The 18,271-nt window shown below is 45.7% G+C and carries 15 protein-coding genes; 9 read left to right on the top strand and 6 right to left on the bottom strand.

Features of this window, described 5'->3' with window-relative positions:
• Nucleotides 1-228: 228 nt before the first annotated feature.
• A complete protein-coding gene (locus C6P39_RS00875; protein ID WP_104802458.1) occupies nucleotides 229-1,731 on the top strand; it encodes an alpha-N-arabinofuranosidase in 1,503 nt (500 codons plus the stop codon).
• 71 nt (nucleotides 1,732-1,802) lie between these two features.
• Here C6P39_RS00875 and C6P39_RS00870 read toward each other — a convergent pair whose 3' ends face one another.
• From C6P39_RS00870 to C6P39_RS00850, 4 genes are all read right to left on the bottom strand, one after another.
• Nucleotides 1,803-2,630 carry an undecaprenyl-diphosphate phosphatase gene (locus C6P39_RS00870; protein WP_095174031.1) on the bottom strand — a complete coding sequence of 276 codons (828 nt, stop codon included), beginning with the start codon at nucleotides 2,628-2,630 and terminating at the stop codon, nucleotides 1,803-1,805.
• Between the two features lie 69 nt (nucleotides 2,631-2,699).
• Complete coding sequence (gene thrS, locus C6P39_RS00865; protein ID WP_104802457.1) at nucleotides 2,700-4,661, bottom strand: threonine--tRNA ligase; 1,962 nt, start codon at nucleotides 4,659-4,661, stop codon at nucleotides 2,700-2,702.
• A gap of 384 nt (nucleotides 4,662-5,045) precedes the next feature.
• Complete coding sequence (gene sigG / locus C6P39_RS00855; protein ID WP_095174035.1) at nucleotides 5,046-5,825, bottom strand: RNA polymerase sporulation sigma factor SigG; 780 nt, start codon at nucleotides 5,823-5,825, stop codon at nucleotides 5,046-5,048.
• Nucleotides 5,826-6,036: 211 nt separating this feature from the next.
• Nucleotides 6,037-7,212 (bottom strand): Gfo/Idh/MocA family protein, encoded by a 1,176-nt coding sequence (locus tag C6P39_RS00850; RefSeq protein ID WP_095174038.1) that lies wholly within the window; start codon nucleotides 7,210-7,212, stop codon nucleotides 6,037-6,039.
• Nucleotides 7,213-7,581: 369 nt separating this feature from the next.
• Between C6P39_RS00850 and C6P39_RS00845 the strand changes: the two genes are divergently transcribed.
• The 6 genes from C6P39_RS00845 (at nucleotide 7,582) to C6P39_RS28635 (ending at nucleotide 14,787) form a co-directional block, all read left to right on the top strand.
• Nucleotides 7,582-8,913 (top strand): ABC transporter substrate-binding protein, encoded by a 1,332-nt coding sequence (locus C6P39_RS00845; RefSeq protein WP_104802456.1) that lies wholly within the window; start codon nucleotides 7,582-7,584, stop codon nucleotides 8,911-8,913.
• Between the two features lie 73 nt (nucleotides 8,914-8,986).
• Nucleotides 8,987-9,895 carry a carbohydrate ABC transporter permease gene (locus tag C6P39_RS00840; RefSeq protein WP_095174042.1) on the top strand — a complete coding sequence of 303 codons (909 nt, stop codon included), beginning with the start codon at nucleotides 8,987-8,989 and terminating at the stop codon, nucleotides 9,893-9,895.
• 11 nt (nucleotides 9,896-9,906) lie between these two features.
• On the top strand, nucleotides 9,907-10,746 hold the full coding sequence (locus tag C6P39_RS00835) for a carbohydrate ABC transporter permease (RefSeq protein WP_104802455.1): 840 nt from the start codon (nucleotides 9,907-9,909) through the stop codon (nucleotides 10,744-10,746).
• A gap of 152 nt (nucleotides 10,747-10,898) precedes the next feature.
• Nucleotides 10,899-12,737: a cache domain-containing sensor histidine kinase gene (locus C6P39_RS00830; RefSeq protein WP_104802454.1), complete on the top strand. Its 1,839-nt coding sequence runs from the start codon at nucleotides 10,899-10,901 to the stop codon at nucleotides 12,735-12,737.
• Nucleotides 12,734-14,230 (top strand): response regulator, encoded by a 1,497-nt coding sequence (locus C6P39_RS00825; RefSeq protein ID WP_242986855.1) that lies wholly within the window; start codon nucleotides 12,734-12,736, stop codon nucleotides 14,228-14,230. The genes C6P39_RS00830 and C6P39_RS00825 overlap by 4 nt, the downstream gene beginning before the upstream one ends.
• A 398-nt stretch (nucleotides 14,231-14,628) precedes the next feature.
• Entirely contained in the window at nucleotides 14,629-14,787 is a 159-nt protein-coding gene (locus C6P39_RS28635; RefSeq protein ID WP_408608506.1) for a DUF6783 domain-containing protein, read from the top strand.
• Between the two features lie 42 nt (nucleotides 14,788-14,829).
• Here C6P39_RS28635 and C6P39_RS00820 read toward each other — a convergent pair whose 3' ends face one another.
• Nucleotides 14,830-15,225, bottom strand: coding sequence for an HIT family protein (locus C6P39_RS00820; RefSeq protein WP_104802452.1), 396 nt, complete (start codon nucleotides 15,223-15,225; stop codon nucleotides 14,830-14,832).
• A 363-nt stretch (nucleotides 15,226-15,588) separates the two neighbouring features.
• Here C6P39_RS00820 and C6P39_RS00815 point away from each other — a divergent pair, with 363 nt between their 5' ends.
• Complete coding sequence (locus C6P39_RS00815; protein WP_242986853.1) at nucleotides 15,589-15,990, top strand: L-2-amino-thiazoline-4-carboxylic acid hydrolase; 402 nt, start codon at nucleotides 15,589-15,591, stop codon at nucleotides 15,988-15,990.
• 140 nt (nucleotides 15,991-16,130) lie between these two features.
• On the top strand, nucleotides 16,131-17,081 hold the full coding sequence (locus C6P39_RS00810) for a GNAT family N-acetyltransferase (protein WP_104802451.1): 951 nt from the start codon (nucleotides 16,131-16,133) through the stop codon (nucleotides 17,079-17,081).
• A 124-nt stretch (nucleotides 17,082-17,205) separates the two neighbouring features.
• On the opposite strand, the gene C6P39_RS00805 is transcribed toward C6P39_RS00810, so the two are convergent.
• The gene (locus C6P39_RS00805; RefSeq protein WP_104802450.1) at nucleotides 17,206-18,237 is read right to left on the bottom strand and encodes a M42 family metallopeptidase; all 1,032 of its coding nucleotides are present in this window, start codon (nucleotides 18,235-18,237) and stop codon (nucleotides 17,206-17,208) included.
• Nucleotides 18,238-18,271: the final 34 nt, after the last annotated feature.

Below are 18,271 nucleotides of genomic sequence, written 5' to 3'. Positions count from 1 at the left end.
GTGGGTGGTGTGATTCGCTGTGTAACAGTGCTTTTGTGATTTATGCGGTGTGTCTGTTTTTCAGGCGCAGGGGGAAAAGGAAAAGCTTGGCGTGTTTTTAATGCGGCTTGGTGATAAAAAACAAATTGTATCAATGTGCATACAAGTGATATTCTATAGATAAGAAATAATTTATCAAAAAGGTAACTGTGCAGGGTTTTCGCAGTTACGAAAAGGAGAATATGCGATATGACAAAACTGGTGATCAACCCTAACGTAAAGAAGAGCAAAATACATAAGGAAATTTACGGGCACTTTTCCGAGCATCTGGGAAGGTGTATCTATGAAGGGCTTTATGTGGGAGAGCATTCCCCGATTCCCAATGTAAACGGCATGCGCACGGATGTGGTGGAAGCCCTGAAGGAAATGAAAATACCGGTGCTGCGCTGGCCGGGCGGATGTTTTGCGGATGAGTACCACTGGATGGATGGAATCGGACCGAAAGAAGACAGAAAGAAAATGATCAACACCCACTGGGGCGGTGTTGTGGAGGACAACAGTTTCGGAACCCATGAATTTTTTGAACTGTGCCGCCAGCTCGGCTGTGAAGCCTATGTGAACGGAAATGTTGGAAGCGGAACCGTACGGGAGATGTCAGAGTGGGTGGAATATATGACGTTCGACGGCGTTTCTCCTATGGCGGATTTGAGAAAGAAAAATGGGCATGAGGATTCCTGGGATGTGGCATTTTTTGGTGTGGGCAATGAGAACTGGGGCTGCGGCGGCAATATGACTCCGGAGTTTTACGGCAATGAGTACCGCCGCTACCAGACTTATGTGAGAGATTATAAGGCAGACAAAAAGATTTACAAAATTGCATGCGGAGCCAATGTAGATGACTATGAATGGACAGAGCGTGTCCTGCATACCTGCTTCCGTCACAGCCAGTCTTTTCAGCATGGATTTATGGATGGGCTTTCCCTGCATTATTATACACATCCGGAGGGATGGGAGATCAAGGGAAGTGCAACGGATTTTGATGACAAGGTCTGGTATAAGACTCTGAGCAAAACCCTTTATATGGAGGAGCTGATCAACCGGCACGGAGCCATTATGGACAAGTACGACCCGGAAAAGAAAATCGGTATGATCGTGGATGAGTGGGGTACCTGGTTTACCGTAGAACCGGGGACAAATCCTGGCTTCCTTTATCAGCAGAACACCATGAGGGACGCGCTGGTGGCTGGAATCAACCTGAATATCTTTAACAAGCACAGTGACCGTGTCCACATGGCAAATCTGGCTCAGCTTGTGAATGTCCTTCAGTCCGTCATTCTGACAGAAGGAGAGAAAATGCTGCTGACACCTACATATCATGTATTTAACATGTATAAATATCATCAGGATGCGGAACTTTTAGAGAGCCATTTGGATACAAAGACGATCGGTGTGGATGATGCGCATCAGGTTCCCAACATGACGGAATCGGTTTCTGTGGATACAGAGGGTGTGATGCACATTACCATCACAAATCTGTCTCTGGATGAGGCTTATGATGTGGACGCGCTGATTCTGGAAAGACCCGTGACAGAGGTAAAAGGAGAGATACTGGCAGAAGAAATGCATGCCATGAACACATTCGAGGAGCCGGAAAATGTAAAGGTGAAAGAATTTAAGAATGTGAAGATCACAGACAAAGGAATCGCATTTACTGTACCTGCGTGCAGTGTACTGCATCTGGCAGTGAAATAACGGGCTGTCCGGACAGCTGAAGAATGGAAAACAGGGCGCTTCCCGTAGGAAGGCGCCCTGTTTGAGTCTTATCATGCCAGAAGGCTGAAATATAGAATGACAATAATACCCAATATAATACGGTAAATACCGAATATCTTGAAATCGTGTTTTCTGATATAGCTCAGGAGCATTCGGATCGCAAATACGGATACAACAAAGGAAACCAATGTTCCGATCATCAAAAGAATCCACTCCGATCCGGAGAACATGCCTGTCTTTAAAAAATATTTCAGCAGCTTCAGACCGCTGGCGCCTGCCATGACCGGTATTGCCAGGAAAAAGGAAAATTCACTTGCCACATACCTGGAACAGCCCAGGATGACAGCGCCCAGAATGGTGGCACCGCTTCTTGAGGTTCCGGGTATTGCCGCTAAAACCTGGAAACAGCCGATAAAAAAAGCTGTCCGGTAGGTCAGTGCCTCCAGGGATTCCATTTTCGGCTGCTTTTTTCTGCTCTCGATGACAAGAAAGGCAATACCATACAGGATCAGGGTTGCAGCAATTATGTACACGCTGGACAGATAGTCCTCCAGTACCATGTCCAGCGGAAGACCGGCAGCCACGATCGGTATGCACCCTACCGCAACCTTTTTCCACAGAGTAAATGTCTCCTGCTTTTCGGATACACTTTTCTTTGGAGAAAAGGGGTTGAGTTTATGGAAAAACAGTACCAGTACAGCCAGTATGGAACCGAATTGAATGACAACCTTGAATACTTCAAAAAATTCCGGTGTGGAGGTCATGGGCCAGAGATTGTCAAATAAGATCAGATGTCCCGTGCTGCTTATGGGCAGCCATTCTGTGATACCCTGGATGATGCCCAGAATGACTGCTTTTATCATTTCTATAAAGTCCATGAAGTCTTTTCCTTTCTGTGATGCTTTGTGCGGTCAATATCTGTGTGCATGAGGCGGCTTTGCTGTCAATTACTTATCGTTCTGTACTTCAATTTTGCGGATCTCTTTTGTACGGATCTCTTTGCATATATCATCTATGAAATCCTGCAGGGGTTTCTGGCCTTCATCTCCCAGGAAGCGGCTTCTGACGGCCACTAATCCTTCAGCTTCTTCTTTTTCTCCCACAACGATCATGTAGGGAACCTTTGACAGCCTTGCCTCGCGGATCTTGTAGCCGATTTTTTCAGAGCGCTCATCAATGGTGCTAAGGATGCCGTTTTTCTTTAACTCGGTTTCTACCCGGACTGCGTAATCCTGGTATTTTTCAGAGATAGGAAGGATGCGGACCTGTTCCGGGCAGAGCCAGGTGGGGAACATGCCGGCATATTTTTCAATGAGCCATGCAAGGGTCCTCTCATAGCAGCCGATGGAGGTTCTGTGGATAATATACGGGCGGACTTTTTCACCGTTCTGGTCAATGTAGTACATATCAAACTGTTCAGCCAGCAGTGCATCCCACTGTACCGTGATCATAGTGTCCTCTTTGCCGTATACATTTTTGGCATTAATGTCTACTTTGGGGCCGTAGAAGGCGGCTTCCCCTGCATCCTCCACAAAAGGAACGTCCAGTTCCACTAAAATGTTTCGGATATGCTGTTCGGTCTGCTCCCATACCTTTGCATCACCGATATACTTTTCTGTGTTTTCCGGGTCCCACTTGGATAAATGATAGGTTACATCATCCTGCAGTCCCAGGGTGGTCAGACATTTCTTGGCAAGAGCCAGGCAGCCTTTGAATTCCTCCACCATCTGATCCGGGCGGACGATCAAATGTCCCTCTGAGATGGTGAACTGGCGGACGCGTGTCAGGCCGTGCATTTCACCGGAGTCCTCATTTCTAAAGAGGGTGGAAGTCTCACTGTAGCGAAGGGGCAGGTCGCGGTAGGAGCGCTGTTTGGATTTATACACATAATACTGGAAGGGGCAGGTCATGGGACGGAGGGCAAACACTTCTTTGTCGGTTTCCTCATCCCCCAGCACAAACATGCCGTCTTTATAGTGGTCCCAGTGTCCGGAGATTTTGTATAAGTCACTTTTGGCCATCAGGGGCGTTTTGGTGCGGATGTATCCCCAGTTGTTATCCTCCTCATCTTCAATCCATCTCTGGAGTGTCTGGATGATTTTGGCACCTTTGGGCATCAGCAGGGGAAGACCCTGGCCGATCACATCAACGGTGGTGAATAACTCCATTTCACGGCCCAGTTTGTTGTGGTCGCGTTTCTTGATATCCTCCAAATGCTGCAGATATTCGTTCAGCTCATCTTTTGTGGAGAAGGCACTTCCGTAAATCCTCTGCAGCATGGGTTTGCTGGAATCTCCTCTCCAGTAAGCGCCAGAGGAGGAAGTCAGTTTAAATGCTTTGATGCCCTTTGTGTTCATGAGATGAGGCCCTGCACACAGATCGACGAAATCCCCCTGGGAGTAGAAGGAAATCTCAGCATCTTTAGGAAGGTCGGTGATCAATTCCACTTTGTATGGTTCCTCTTTTTCCTGCATAAACAGGACAGCTTCCTCTCTGGGGAGGGTAAACCGTTCCAGTCTGCTTCCTTTTTTGATAATACGTTTCATCTCTTTTTCCAGCTTGTCCAGGTCGTCTCTTGAAAAGGGTTCAGCCTCAAAATCATAGTAGAAACCAGTGTCAATAGCAGGTCCGATTGCCAGTTTGGCATCCGGGAACAGGCGTTTGACTGCTTCTGCCAGAACATGGGAGCAGGTATGGCGTACGACACGAAGCCCTTCCGGGTCCCTGGCTGTGAGGATATTCAGTGTACAGTCTTTGTCAAGAACTGTTCTGAGATCCACAATTTGGCCGTCCACCTCGCCTGCACAGGCAGCCCGTGCCAGTCCTTCGCTTATGTCTAAGGCAATGTCGATAACAGATTTGGACTCAGCATACTCTTTTACTGAGCCGTCTTTTAATTGGATTTTCATGCTTTTTTCCTCCTGAATTATGATTAAAATCAAAAAAACCCTGAACAATCCGAAGACTGTCCAGGGACGATAAACAAGATACCGCGGTTCCACCCTTGTTGTTCCTATAGTAACGGTTCCGTACCTTTTTCGTTACTATATACCACTCAAATTGACGATAACGGTGTCGGCCGGGCTCTGTTAAAGCCGCTCCAGGGTGGTCTTCAAATGCTTCTCCATAGAATGCTCACACCATATGCATCCCTCTCTGTATGGATATCCATTTTACTCTTCCTGTCTACGCGTTGGCTGTATGGCAGAGTGTGATCTTTGATCCGGTCCGCCAGTCTGCGGACACACTCTGAATTGGTGTTTAGCATATCATTTATAGGGGAGAATGTCAAGTCAGGGACGCAGGTAGTTTTTCATGTTTTTTAGTGCGTGCTTTTCCAGGCGGCTGACCTGGGCCTGGGAGATGCCGATTTCCTGCGCAACCTCCATCTGGGTCTTTCCTTCGTAGAAACGCATTTCAATGATGTGTTTTTCCCTGTCATCCAGGCGTTTCATGGCCTCCTTCAGGGATAGATCTTCAATCCAGTTTTCCTCCCTGTTTTTCTTGTCACTGATCTGGTCCATGACATACAGGGTGTCGCCTCCTTCTGTGTACACCGGTTCATAGAGACTGACCGGGCTTTGGATGGCGTCCAGGGCATAGACGATATCCTCTTTTTCCATGCCGATCTCCTCGGCAATTTCGTTGATGGTGGGCTCTTTGAGATTTTTTTTGACGTAATTTTCTTTGGCATAGATGGCTTTGTATGCAGTATCGCGAAGAGAGCGGCTTACCCGGATAGAGTTGTTGTCCCGCAGATACCTGCGGATCTCACCGATGATCATGGGAACCGCGTAAGTAGAAAATTTCACGTTCAGTGTTGTATCGAAATTGTCAATTGCCTTCATCAGTCCGATGCAGCCAATCTGGAATAAATCATCCACATTTTCGTTGCTGGCGGAGAAACGTTTGATGATACTGAGCACCAGCCTCAAATTTCCCTTGATATATAATTCTCTGGCTTCTGTGTCTCCCTTTTTGATCCGCTCGAACAGAATATCCTTCTCTTCATTGGTAAGTACAGGGAGTTTAGAAGTGTTCACACCGCATATTTCAACTTTATTAAGTGCCATTGCAAGAATCCTCCTGGAAATTTTAATGTCTAGTAAAATGATTCTCACCTGGTGCGGACAATATACGACAACACGGAAAATTTAATAAAGTTTTAGCCCTTGACAATTCAGAAAAACAGATGGGATGAAAGAAAGACCAGAAGGTGATTTATACGAAAAAATCCCTTGTTTTCAACAAAAAAGTATTGAAAATAAGGGATTTTGACTATATTTAAAGTTGTTCAAACCGCGGGATCGTGATCACTTCTCCGCCCTTCATGGCAGATTCATGGGCACAGATTCCGGTTCCTGTCCAGTAGGCCCCCATAATATCATCCATGGCCGGTTTTCGTTCTTCGATGATAGAGCGGATGAATTCATGTACCAGGTGGGGATGGGAACCGCCGTGTCCGCCGCCCTGCTTAAAGGAGAGATGGGTGTTTTCATTGTTATATACCGTATTAGTAGTGAAGGATGCGATCTCATCAGGCAGAAGGTGGGCGTAATCCGGAATTTTGATACGCTCCTCCAGTATTTCACCGCCTCTGCTGGATTCTTCTTTTTCTTCATTGAGGATATCTACTTTCTGCAAGGCTCCTGTTCTGGTATAGAGGACAGGGTCCTCATCCGCCAGCTGCTGCCACTCAAAACTTTTATTTTCTCCATATATACGGAAACATTCCGAATAACTCCGGGCAACTCCATATAAAAAGCGTTCCATCTCAATGGTGATATCACTGTCCTGAAGCGTAATGAATGCAGCTTCAAAAGCGTAGGGGCATCCATATTGTTCTTCCAGTTCCTTTCTTACTTTACCGGAACCTCTTGCATATACTTTTTGGGGCAGATGTCCTGCAAGCATGAGGCACGGGGCAACGGCATGGGTAGGATGCATAAGGGGAGGGAAACCTTTCCAGTAATCAGGCCAGCCTTCCATATCCTGATAATGGGCACATGTCATATACTGGAGACGCCCCAGTTCACCTTTTTCATACAGCTCTTTCATATAGAGAAATTCCCTCTGAAAAATGGTGGTTTCCATGAACATATAATTTTTTTCCGCGGCCTGCCTTGCAAGAATGACCTGTTTCAACTCTTCCAGGCTCATGCCCATAGGGATGGTGCAGCCACAGTGCTTTCCTGCGTTCAGCACCCGTACGGAAAATGGGGCATGGGTGGATGGGGGTGTCACCAGATGTACCGCATCAATCTCCGGAATGTCCAGCACGTTCTGCAGATCCGTGAAGCACTGGCTTTTAGGGATGCTGTAACGTTCCCTGGCAATGTTTAAAAGTTTTTCATTTTTGTCCACAACATAGACTTTGCCGACATCAGGGTGTTTGCAGTAGATGGCGACAAACTCAAGTCCGAAGCTCAGTCCCACTAAAGCTACATTTAGTTTTTTCATGATCAAAGACCTCCTTATCTTCTGTATCTAAGATTTTAAATCAGATGTTTTCATCAGGGAATGAAGAGAATTTTTCAATTAAATGGGAATCAGCCAAAAAACAGGCAGACGCTCCTGCCTTTATCAGCACATTTTTCGGCAAATGCCCATGAAAAGGTTAAAAAAATTACAGCTTTGAGAATGACAAGGAATCTGAAATTTTTTTAAGGGAGAAGGGCAAAAAGTCAAATAATATATTTATTCTAAAAACAACAGAGATATGGTTTAATGTGCTTATAGCAATTCAGTAACAGCCGGCGTAATGAACTGCAATACGGAACAGGAAAAAAGAACAAGAAAAAGCGAATGAGGAAAAGAAGGTAAGAGAATATGAAGAGAAGAAAAGTAATAGCAATTCTGACGGCAGCGGCCATGATACTGGGAACAGCAGCATGCGGAGATTCCGGAGGCAGTCAGGAGGATAAAACAGGGGAAAAGGATACATCCGAAGAAAAGGAAAGCAGCCAGGAGACCGGTTCTAAAGAGCAATCAGGGGAGATCACGCTGCTTATGACAAATGACTGGGTGGATGAATCTACGGATCTGGGTACAGAGTTTACAAAAACCATCAGACAGTATGAGGAGGAACATCCGGGTACAAAGATCACACTTCAAGGTGCCTCCCAGCAGGATATCAAAGAATCTTTCCAGACGGCAGCGCTGGCAGGCGGCGGGGCGGATGTGGTGATCATGGATAACTCAGGGCATGCCATTGATCTGGCAGCCATGGGGCTTTTATATCCTTTAAGTGATCTGACCTCAGCAGAGGAGCTGGTGTCCCAGTATCAGGAAGGCCCCCTGAACTCCGGGAAATTCCAGGGGGAATATTACTCGGTTCCCTGGTATATGGACTGCTGCGGTCTGTATTATAACAAGGAACGTCTGGATGAACTGGGACTTGCTGTCCCCACCAATTGGGATGAACTTTCAGCTGCACTGGAAAAAGTAAAAGAAGCCGGTTATGGCGGAATCATTACCTATCAGAGCGCCTATGCCTTTTATTCCTTTTTCTATCAGAACGAATGTCCGGTGATCGACACAAGCGGTGAGACTCCGTCTGTGGTCATCGACAATGAACAGGGTACCGAGGCCTGGAATTATATCTGCGATATGATCACAAAAGGAGGCCTGGTGGAGTCATTTAAGGAGGCAACCACATGGGATAAGGTTTATGAAAGCTTTGCTAATGGGGAAGCTACATTCCTTCTGGGAGGAGACTGGTGCGCCACCGGTGTTGATGAAATTAATCCGGACTTGGATTATGGCATTGCCACAATGGTGGGAGGAAAAACGCAGGCAACCGTGCTTGGTGGATGGACCTGGAATATCAATGCCAACAGCAAAAACCCGGAATTGGCCTATGATCTGATCCAGTACATCAATTCCGAGAAAGGAGATCCGATCCTGGATGTGGAGGGAAAGATCTCTGCCCGTAAAGATTTTGATTATGGAAAAGCGTTGGAGGGGAAAGAACGTCTGAAAGTATTTACGGATGAATTCCCGTATACCTGTGCCCGTCCCGCGGTTATCAATGAGAAAGCCATTGATGAACTGATTACCAATGCAATTTTGGAGGTGGATTATGGAAAGGCAACAGCAGAAGAGGCGCTGGGATCTTTGACACAGAAACTGAACGAAAATATAGCATCCAATTACAAATAGTCAAGAAAGCGGGTTAACATTTCTCCGGCGGCAGCATGCGGCCGGAGAGAGCTGCCCGTCCTGAGGTGGGATTATGGCGAGAAAACAAAAAAGGGCGGGACTGGAACTGAAGAAAAACTGGCCCGGGTATCTGCTTCTGGCACCGGCAGTCATTGCTGTCCTGGCCCTCTCTATTTATCCGCTTCTGCGCGGTATTTATCTTAGCTTTGTCAATTATAATCTGGTACGTCCAAAAGACAGCATTTTTAATACCTTTGCAGGGCTTGAGAATTATAAAAACATATTTGCCAACAAGATATTTCTGCAGTCTATTGGAAATACGGTAAAATGGACGCTGGTGAATCTGATCGTACAGCTTGTGGCAGCTATGCTGCTGGCGTTGGCGCTGAATATGAAATTGAAAGGAAGGTCTGTTTACCGCACGTTGATCCTGGTGCCCTGGGCGGTACCCCATGCCATTGCGGCAATGACATTCACCTTTTTATATAATGCCAATGTGGGGATCATCAATATATTGGCAGTAAAATTAGGAGCGATCACAGAATCCGTCTCCTGGCTTGGCAATATAGGCTCTGCGTTCTGGTGTGTGGTCCTGGTGGCAATCTGGAAGGGGATTCCATTCCAGATGATATTTATCCTGGCTGCCCTGCAGGGGATACCGGGAGACGTTTATGAGAGCGCCGAGATTGACGGGGCCAGCCGTTTCCAGAGCTTTTGGCGGATCACACTGCCGATCATCAAGGAACCACTGGCAATTGCTACGATCCTGAATCTGATCGGCATTGTCTCATGCTTTAACACCATTTGGCTGATGACCGGAGGCGGGCCGCTGTACAGTACGGAAATACTCTATACCTTTGCCTATCGTGAGGCATTCATTAACCATAATTTTGGTACCGCAGCAGCAGCGTCTGTGATATTATTTGTTTTCATGGCAGTATTTTCCGGGATATATCTGCGCATGGTAAGCGAGAAAGAGTAGGAGGATGGCAAATGCTGGATAAAAAACAGAAACAAAAGATCAGAAAGGCAGTTGCTTATATTTTTACGGTTCTGATGGTATTTGCCGCTGTGGCCCCCTTTGTGTATGTGGTGCTGACAGCGATGAAAACAAAGGAGCAGATCTACGATCCCAATCAGATCATTCCTACATATGTGACTTTTGAAAATTTCCGCCATGTGATTTTTGAGTCCAATTTTGTAAGATACTTTATGAACAGCATATTTATTACAGTAGTGACCACAATGATCTGTATGGTACTGTCTGTCATGGCAGCATACGGGCTGACAAGATACCGTATTTTGGGAGCGGGAAAGATCAAGATGGCTGTGCTGATGACGCGGATGTTTCCGGGAATCCTATTGTGTATACCATATTATATAATCATGAAACATTTTCAGCTCATTGACAGCTATACCGGGCTGATACTTATGTATTGTTCCTTTACACTTCCTTTTGCGATCTGGAATACCTGTGCATTTTTTTCCACGATTCCCTGGGAACTGGAGGAATCCGCCATGATTGACGGGTGCAGCAGGCTGCGTTCCTTTTTCTCTGTCATATTTTATGTGGCAAAGCCGGGATTGTTTGTGACAGCGCTTTTCTGCTTCATGTCCTCCTGGGATGAATATATGTACGCGTCTATTTTTATAAATACAACATTGAAAAAGACGATTCAGGTGGGGATGCAGGATTTTATCGGGCAGTATTCCGTGGATTGGGGACTTTTGATGTCAGCGGTAGTGATCAGCCTGATACCTATACTGCTGTTCTTCGCCCTGGTACAGAAAAATCTGGTGGAGGGGCTGTCTGCCGGAGCGGTAAAAGGATAAGATATATTTGAGGGTTGGCACACAGATCTTGTGTGTCAGCCCTATTTGGCTGTAAAACCAAAGTGTACTTTCTTGGAAATTGCAGGAAGTATACCGGAAACATTGACAAAAAGGGATAAGATATTAGAATAATAAAAAAGGTCGGAGACAGAATGGAAAAGGAAAAACGCAGACATTTCAGTCTGAAAAATAAAAGTATCAGGACGCAGCTCATAGTGTATATGGGGTGTTTTGTGGTTCTGCCCCTGTGTCTGGCATTAATGTTTTTGAACATTTACCTGCAGAGGGTCACCACAGAAAACAAGACCGGCTATGACACTACCCTGTTGTCCCAGATTAAGGCAAACGGAGATCAGATGATCGAAGTGACAAATTATTCTACCAGCATGATGATGACCAGCAAGTCTGTCCTGGAGAATCTTCGCACCATGGCGCGGGCAGAGGACGGCTATGACCTGTATCAGGCAAAAACAGAACTCTCAGCCAGGCTGTCCGAGATGGAGAGTTCAGTGTTGAATGCAGTAGGCGGCAAGATAGCCATCCTTACAGAGTCCGGATATCTGATAGGTGCCCACAATCTAAGCCGTACTTCAGTGGAATATGAAGGGCAGGATTGGTATCAGCAGATTATAGACAATGGGCGGAAAACTACATTCTGCGCAGAGCTGCAGGACTTTTTTGCGGAGATGACCACATATCCCATACAGGACTACCGTTATCTTTATATTGGCAGAAGCGTGCTGGATTATTCCGGAAAAAATCTGGGTGTCCTCCTGATACAGCTGTCCGGTACAAAAATATGGGGGAAATTTACCCAGGCTATGGTGCCCTCCCATGAGGGGACCTTTTATATTTTTGACAACAGCAGAAAAATGCAGATGGAATACAATGGAGAGAAAGACGAACTGGTACAGTCTCTTACGGAGGAGGAGGCTGTATGGCAGGGAGAAACGGACACCATTACCCGGGGAACGCTGCATGACGGCTATCAATACATGGCTGTTTCTTTGGAGCACGGCGGAAATAGGTTAGTGTATGCGGTTCCCACTCTTGTTTATCTGGAGGGAAACCTACGGATATCTAGGAATATTCTTGGAATGGTACTGCTTTTGATCGCAGCTACGATTATAACCATGGTTTATTTTTCTAAAAAGCTGTCAAGTCCCCTCACAAATCTGGTGGAAAAACTGGAAAACTCTGAAAATGGAATCCTGACACTCCAGGAGCCGGAGCAGTCCTTTTTGGAAATACATAAATTTATTTCAAGCTATAACAGGGCGGGACATAGGATTGAGGAATTGATCGAGAAGGTAAAAACAGAAAGCCATCTGAAGGAAAAAGCCCATTATGAGATGCTGATGTCCCAGATTTCCCCCCACTTTATCTTTAATACGGTAAATTCTATCAGGATCATGGCAAAAGAGGAACAGGATGAGAGGACATCCTGCGCGCTGGAATCCCTGGGAGAAATACTGCACGGTGTGTATGACAACAGGAACGGCATGACAACAGTGGGGCAGGAGACGGCTCTGCTGGAAGCTTATGTGGACATCATGAAATTCAGGTTTGGAAACTCTTTTCAGTATTACAATGTGATCCCCACAGAATTATATTTTTGTGAGATTCCTGCGTTTACTATGCAGCCCATTGTGGAGAATGCCATTCTGCACGGCGTGAAGGACATCAGAGCAGGCCAGATCATTGTGTCTGCTGTGGAATATGAACGGGATTTTATGATCTCCATCTTCAATAATGGAAATTCGGCGGACAAAGATATGGTGGAAGAAATGCTGAAAAGCCCTCACAGGAACCGGAGCACTTTTACCGGAATGGGACTTTACAATATAAATTCCAGATTGAAAATGCTGTATGGGGATAATTATGGGTTGATCTTTAAGGAACAGGTAAAAGCGGGATTTGAAATATGGATCCGGATCCCAAAGAGGACAGATTATCAGGCGCGTTCCGAAGGCAGAAAGGATTGGAAATGAAAAATAAGGTATTGATCATAGAGGATGAGATACTGGCAAGAGTCGGCCTGCATCAGTTATTGGACTGGAAGGGACTGGGATTTACCCTGCTGGAAGATGCGAAAGACGGACAGGAAGCAATTCGTTCCATTGAAGAGAATCACCCGGACATTCTGCTTCTTGACCTGAATATACCGAAAAAGAACGGACTGCAGATTCTTGAATATTTACGAGAGAATAATCTGGACTGCAAAGTGATCGTGATAAGCTGCAACGAGGAGTTTGAGATGGTAAAAGAAGCCATGAAGCTGGGGGCTTATGATTATCTGAGAAAGTTAAACCTCTCCTCTGAGGAGCTGCAGCAAATCCTTCAGAAATGCAGGGCAGAAAAACACCAGCCTTTTCGTGTCCGGGAAATACGGTATGAGGAGATCATCAGCCATACGGGCAAAGACATTTTTCAGGATGTGGGGACCTACCGGACGCTTCTCTGCATACTGCCCCACATAGATAAACAGGAAGGGATATTTGCTGTCACGGAGCACTGCAGAAGGTGGCTTCAGAAGCGCGGGCAGGAATACCTGCAGATCCATAAAGGGGCCCAGTGCTGTTATTTTGTGTTTGACAGCAGGCTTCCAAAGGCATTTTATGAGGAACTTTACCGGGCATTGGCACAGCGGTTTCCCATCAAGCTTTATCTGGGGATTTATGAGGGGGTCATGAAAGAGGAATCGGATATGAATCAGGCGGTTGCGCTTGCGGAGCAGATCAACATGGTAAGTTATTACGATGAAGAACAGAGGATACATTATTTCACGGAGAAAATACCGGCGAAAGAACACAGCCCTAAGGGAATGCCGCATATGCAGGCCGCACTGAAGCAGGCGGCAGCCGAATTTGCCAGGGAGGAGACTGGGAATGCTATTTCAAATATATTTTCTTCTATCCGTCAGGAAAAATATATTAGCATGAATGTGCTGCGCCGGATTTTTATGGACATGCTGGGGGTGTTTTCTATGACAGCCCAGGGGCTGAATGGAGCCATTGAGGAAATTCAGGTGCGGGGGGATAACTGTCATTACCAATGTCTGTTGATGATAAGCAGTCTGTCAGAGATTGAAAAATGGTTTCAGGAATTTACGGATGCTTTTCATGAAAGGTTTTTGATCGAATATAAATGCAGCCGTTCCGAAATTCTGCGCAGTGCGTTCCATTACATTGACACCCACTTGAAAACACAGATACACCAGTCAGAGGCAGCAAAAGAAATCGGTGTTTCCAGTGCGTATCTGAGCACAGTATTTAAAAAAGAGATGGGACAGAATTTTATTGAATACGTGAATCTGAGGAAAGTGGAATTGGCCAAGGAAATGCTGGAGGAAGGTCTTTTGGTGTATGAGGTTTCTGAAATATTGGGGTTTGAAAATTGTACTTATTTTTCAAAAGTGTTCAAAAAATATACAGAAATGTCACCGGATACTTACAGGAAAAGTAGTATTGTAAATGATAAATGATAAGTATAAGATTGCAAAATGAAAAAGGGCATGATATAATCAATATGTGGAACAAGCGTGTTGCAGGGTGGATTGACCTTCATTCCGTATAGAATGGAGGTGGTGCATATGAAGAACAAATTCAGTTTTAATGATCTGATGCAGTTCGGAATCTTTCTAATTGCACTACTGACCTACATTTATTTGATGGGTCATTAGTATACATAGAAAAACCACCCTTAAACTTTGACGAGCAGTAGGGCGGTTCTTCTAACTTTACCAGGTCAAACCACTTTGGGCGGTTGTTCCTCTTTATATACAATATATCATGTTTCATAAGTTATTTCAATAGGATTCGGAAAATTATTCATATAAAAGCAATGCAATAATTTGCATATGGTATATAATATTTATATATAGTGCTTATTGATGTGGGAAGACAATCGATCGATCATAATGCTGGAGTGTGTCTGAAAAATCATTCTGGCAAGCTACACGTTACACTTCATGGTATATTTGCCCCCAATTCGGTCAACGTAGCCCGTTACGCCCCCTCATCGGGGTCAATTCTCCTATAAAGTGGGGCGCACAGCTTACTGAAAGCAATTTATAGACATACTTTAGCGAAGCTGTTCTGCTAAACAGCGGGAGAGCTGCTCCAGCGGCAGTTCATGTTGTTTCACCGCCTGATTTTCCCAGAAACCGTCGTCAGCGTACCGGGGAATGATATGCACATGAAAATGTGTGCCCTCATCCATAACTAGACCGTTATTCTGCATAACGGTCACCCCAAGTACATCAAAATTTTTTTCTATAATTTCTGCCACCTGCTGTTCCAGCCGGATCAATTCATATAAAACCGATTCCGGGACCTCCCGGATATTTCCATAATGCTGTTTGGTAATCATTAATAAATGGCCTTTCTGAATTGGATCAATATCATAAACTACAATAAAATTATCCGTCTCATAGAGTATTTGTGAGTCTTCTATACAATTGCAAAAAATACAGTTCATATGCCAGTTCCTCCTTATTGTTTTAAAGAAAATTAAATTTGCCGGAAGATCTCCCCCATGCTATACTTATTAAGACGTGACTGGGCAGTTTTTTTCGTTCAGGACTTCCCGGACAGGACTTTTTTGGTCAGTGCAATCGTTTTGCATACCTGCAGAGCAGTTACGTTAAAGTAATATATACCACAAAATGCTGCGGATTACAACGGCAGCAAAATTAGTAGTATGATAGAGAGAAAAAGATTGGGGGGATATAATATGTCAAATACTTGCACATCTCAAATCCACAACGAACCGAAGATAAAAAATAAACTCATTCAGGCTGTCCGGGGACAGCTTGAGCAGCGGGCGGCCTAGCTGTATCTATTGTGTGACGAGGCCGGAAAAAGAGGGCTTGCCTGGGAAGATTTCGGAAGCGAAGCCATTCGCCGCTGTGGTCTTTCACAAGGCGGGGAGCTGGTCAGACAAGGGGGGACCAGCAGTTTGAAAGGCCTCAGAAAACAACTTTTTACCAAACCCGCCCAGTGGGTATTTGAGATGAAGATCAGAAAGAGCACAGACAAAGAGCTGGCCATTGATTTTCATTATTGCCCATTAGTGAAAGCCTGGCAGAAAGCCGGCTGTTCTGACGAGGAAATACGGAAACTCTGCGACATTGCCATGTGCGGTGACCATGGTATAGGTGAAGCTTACGGGGGACGGTTGAAGCTTTTGAAATCCATAGCCAAAGGTGATGATGTATGCCGTTTATATTACCACAAAAAATAATCCCGCATTTAAGTGTGTCTGGAAATTCATCCCGGTAATCTGTACAACCCACAAAAGGTGGTGTACAGATTGCCAAAAACCGTTTCAGATACATGCAATGGCAAGCTGCAGACATACTTTAACATCAAAAAGGAGAGTACATGAGGACTATCAATTTTACACGTGAACATATGGCAGATGCCAGAGAACTTGCCCTGCTATGTTACCGGGAAGAACGCAGCAGGGTACCTGTCCTGCCGGGTGCAGTGGAACTGCCTGATCTGACATATTTTGCGGACAATGGTCTCGGGGTGGCAGCATACGAAGATGGAAAGATGCTGGGGTTTCTATGCTGCACGGAACCCTTTGACCATGCGTTTGGCTCCACGGATGCCAGGGGAGTCTTTTCCCCCATGGGAGCTAACGCGGCAGTAACGCAAGACAGAGATAAAATATATGCTGCCATGTACCAGCATGCCGCGCAGAAATGGGGAAAGGCCGGGGCAGTCAGCCATGGCATCTGTTTATATGCTCATGAGGAAGCTGCGCAGCAGCAGTTTTTCAGGTACGGTTTTGGCCTGCGCTGCATAGACGCCATCCGAACTATGGAACCGATCGTCTGTAATCTTAACGAAGGTTATGAAATGGAGGAACTAACCGGAGAGACCATTGATACAGCATATCCACTGGAGGTCATGTTGAACCGCCATTTTTACAGCAGCCCGCTTTTTATGAACCGGCCTTTGGCTTCCCGTGAAGTATTCTGCAGTACATTTACAGCAGATCAGGGCAGGTGCTTTCTGACAAAATACAAAGGAAAACCATGTGCATATCTCATGATATCACAGTCAGGTGAAACCTGTATCACGGAAATTCCGGAATATCTGCATATTACAGGAGCATACTGCCTTCCGGAATACAGGGGCAGAGGTGTTTTCCAGAATCTTCTGAGTTATGCGGTAAATCTGTTAAAAAAAGAAGGCTATACCTGTCTGGGGGTAGACTACGAGAGCCTGAACCCGGCAGCGTATGCCTTCTGGCAGAAATATTTTGCTACGTATACCCACGGCCTTGTACGCCGAATAGATGAACATATCCTGCAGGTATTATAAGGATCCTTGATTACCGCTTATGATTTTTGCGGGATAGGGAAGGTTCATCTGCGGTAGTCACTGAATGAAAAGGCAGCTGCCATTGTATTCGTGACTGCCGCAATGTTCAGACAGATGCACCGCTTTATCCAAGATATCCTTTTAAGAGCAGGAATGTATTCAGAACGCCGTCCACATGGCTTCTCTCGTACCCGTGTGAAGCATATACCCCGGGACCGATCAATCCATGCCGCACATCATATCCTGCGGTAAGTGCCACATCTGCATCTGACCCATAATGAGGATACACATCTACCGCATACGAAAGCCCCATATCCCGGGCTGTTTTCACCAGTGATGTAACTAAATCATAATTATAGGGCCCCCTGCTGTCCTTGGCACAGATAGATACCTGCCGCTCTGTGCAGCTAAGCCCCTCACCGACACATCCCATGTCCACAGAGATCACCTCCGTCACCCCATCCGGAACAGAGGCAGCTCCGCCGTGGCCCACCTCCTCAAATACGGTCATATGCTGATAGACTCTGTTTGCCAGCGTTATCTTTTCATCCTTCACATATTTTGCATAACCCAGTAAAACAGCTGCACTGAGTTTGTCATCCAGAAAACGGCTTTTAATATATCCCGATCTGGTTATCACTGTTCTGGGATCAAAACATACATAATCCCCTGTGGAGATCCCAAGTGCGGCTGCAGCCTCCCTGTCAGCGATAGGTTCATCCGGCACGATCTCCAGGGTATCAAATGTTCTTCCGGTCTTATCATACTCCCCGTTTACATGGACCGAAGCATTGACAAGCTGGCAGGTTCCCTCATAAATACCGTCAAAACGGGTAATGATCCTGCAATTTTCCGCCTCTGCATTATTGGCGTTCATTCCGCCTATAGGTGTGATCTTCAGCCGTCCATTACTCTTGATCTCTGAGACCATAGCACCCAGGGTATCCACATGTGCTTCCAAAAGGACCCCGTTTGCCCTGTCACCGCTTTCCAGGTCCACCAGCACGCCCCCTTTGACGGTTTTTTCAGGGAGATATCCCAATCTTTTATATTCCTCCATCAGATAATCCGTAACTTCCTGTGTGTATCCCGACGGACTGTCAATTGCCAGAAGCATTTTCATCTGTTCCAGTATGTATTCTAAATATTTGTCCATAATAAATTCTCCTCCTGATCTAAAAACAGAGTGC

The organism is Blautia marasmi, from assembly GCF_900258535.1.
In the GTDB taxonomy this organism is placed as follows: Bacteria; Bacillota; Clostridia; order Lachnospirales; family Lachnospiraceae; genus Blautia; species Blautia hominis.
Note: the sequence above shows the minus strand (reverse complement) of the source record. Positions and strands in the feature narration are given on the sequence as shown.

Excerpts from the sequence above, each read along its gene's own strand:
- C6P39_RS00875 (WP_104802458.1), top strand. The coding sequence starts at position 229 with ATGACAAAACTGGTGATCAACCCTAACGTAAAGAAGAGCAAAATACAT.
- C6P39_RS00870 (WP_095174031.1), bottom strand. The coding sequence starts at position 2,630 with ATGGACTTTATAGAAATGATAAAAGCAGTCATTCTGGGCATCATCCAG.
- thrS (WP_104802457.1), bottom strand. The coding sequence starts at position 4,661 with ATGAAAATCCAATTAAAAGACGGCTCAGTAAAAGAGTATGCTGAGTCC.
- sigG (WP_095174035.1), bottom strand. The coding sequence starts at position 5,825 with ATGGCACTTAATAAAGTTGAAATATGCGGTGTGAACACTTCTAAACTC.
- C6P39_RS00850 (WP_095174038.1), bottom strand. The coding sequence starts at position 7,212 with ATGAAAAAACTAAATGTAGCTTTAGTGGGACTGAGCTTCGGACTTGAG.
- C6P39_RS00845 (WP_104802456.1), top strand. The coding sequence starts at position 7,582 with ATGAAGAGAAGAAAAGTAATAGCAATTCTGACGGCAGCGGCCATGATA.
- C6P39_RS00840 (WP_095174042.1), top strand. The coding sequence starts at position 8,987 with ATGGCGAGAAAACAAAAAAGGGCGGGACTGGAACTGAAGAAAAACTGG.
- C6P39_RS00835 (WP_104802455.1), top strand. The coding sequence starts at position 9,907 with ATGCTGGATAAAAAACAGAAACAAAAGATCAGAAAGGCAGTTGCTTAT.
- C6P39_RS00830 (WP_104802454.1), top strand. The coding sequence starts at position 10,899 with ATGGAAAAGGAAAAACGCAGACATTTCAGTCTGAAAAATAAAAGTATC.
- C6P39_RS00825 (WP_242986855.1), top strand. The coding sequence starts at position 12,734 with ATGAAAAATAAGGTATTGATCATAGAGGATGAGATACTGGCAAGAGTC.
- C6P39_RS00820 (WP_104802452.1), bottom strand. The coding sequence starts at position 15,225 with ATGAACTGTATTTTTTGCAATTGTATAGAAGACTCACAAATACTCTAT.
- C6P39_RS00810 (WP_104802451.1), top strand. The coding sequence starts at position 16,131 with ATGAGGACTATCAATTTTACACGTGAACATATGGCAGATGCCAGAGAA.
- C6P39_RS00805 (WP_104802450.1), bottom strand. The coding sequence starts at position 18,237 with ATGGACAAATATTTAGAATACATACTGGAACAGATGAAAATGCTTCTG.